We start from the raw sequence: 341 nt of genomic DNA, 5'->3' as shown, positions 1-341 counted from the left end.
TAATGATGGCAAGAAGGTCACACCTGTTCCCATCTCGAACACAGAAGTTAAGCTTCTTAGCGCCGAATGTAGTTGGGGGTTTCCCCCTGTGAGACTAGGACGTTGCCATGCAATATAAATATTCCGCAATAGCTCAGTTGGTAGTAGCGCTTGACTGTTAATCAAGATGTCGTAGGTTCGAGTCCTACTTGCGGAGTTGGTAGAGTACCTTGCCTGAAGGAGAGTTGTCCGAGAGGCCGAAGGAGCACGATTGGAAATCGTGTAAACAGGAAACTGTTTCAAGGGTTCGAATCCCTTACTCTCCGTTAAACCAGATAAGGCCCGTTGGTCAAGCGGTTAAG

General features: G+C 47.8%; 2 tRNA genes and 1 rRNA gene. All 3 read left to right on the top strand.

Going from position 1 to position 341, the window contains the following annotated elements:
• Positions 1-111: ribosomal RNA gene (gene rrf / locus EF384_RS09685) — 5S ribosomal RNA — on the top strand; the annotation flags it as partial.
• An 11-nt stretch (positions 112-122) separates the two neighbouring features.
• Positions 123-196, top strand: a tRNA-Asn gene (locus tag EF384_RS09680).
• Between the two features lie 22 nt (positions 197-218).
• Positions 219-305 (top strand) — tRNA-Ser (locus tag EF384_RS09675).
• Positions 306-341 lie beyond the last annotated feature (36 nt).

Source organism: Aerococcus agrisoli (genome assembly GCF_003797145.1).
Classification (GTDB): Bacteria; Bacillota; Bacilli; order Lactobacillales; family Aerococcaceae; genus Aerococcus; species Aerococcus agrisoli.
This window is presented reverse-complemented; position numbering and strand designations above follow the sequence as displayed.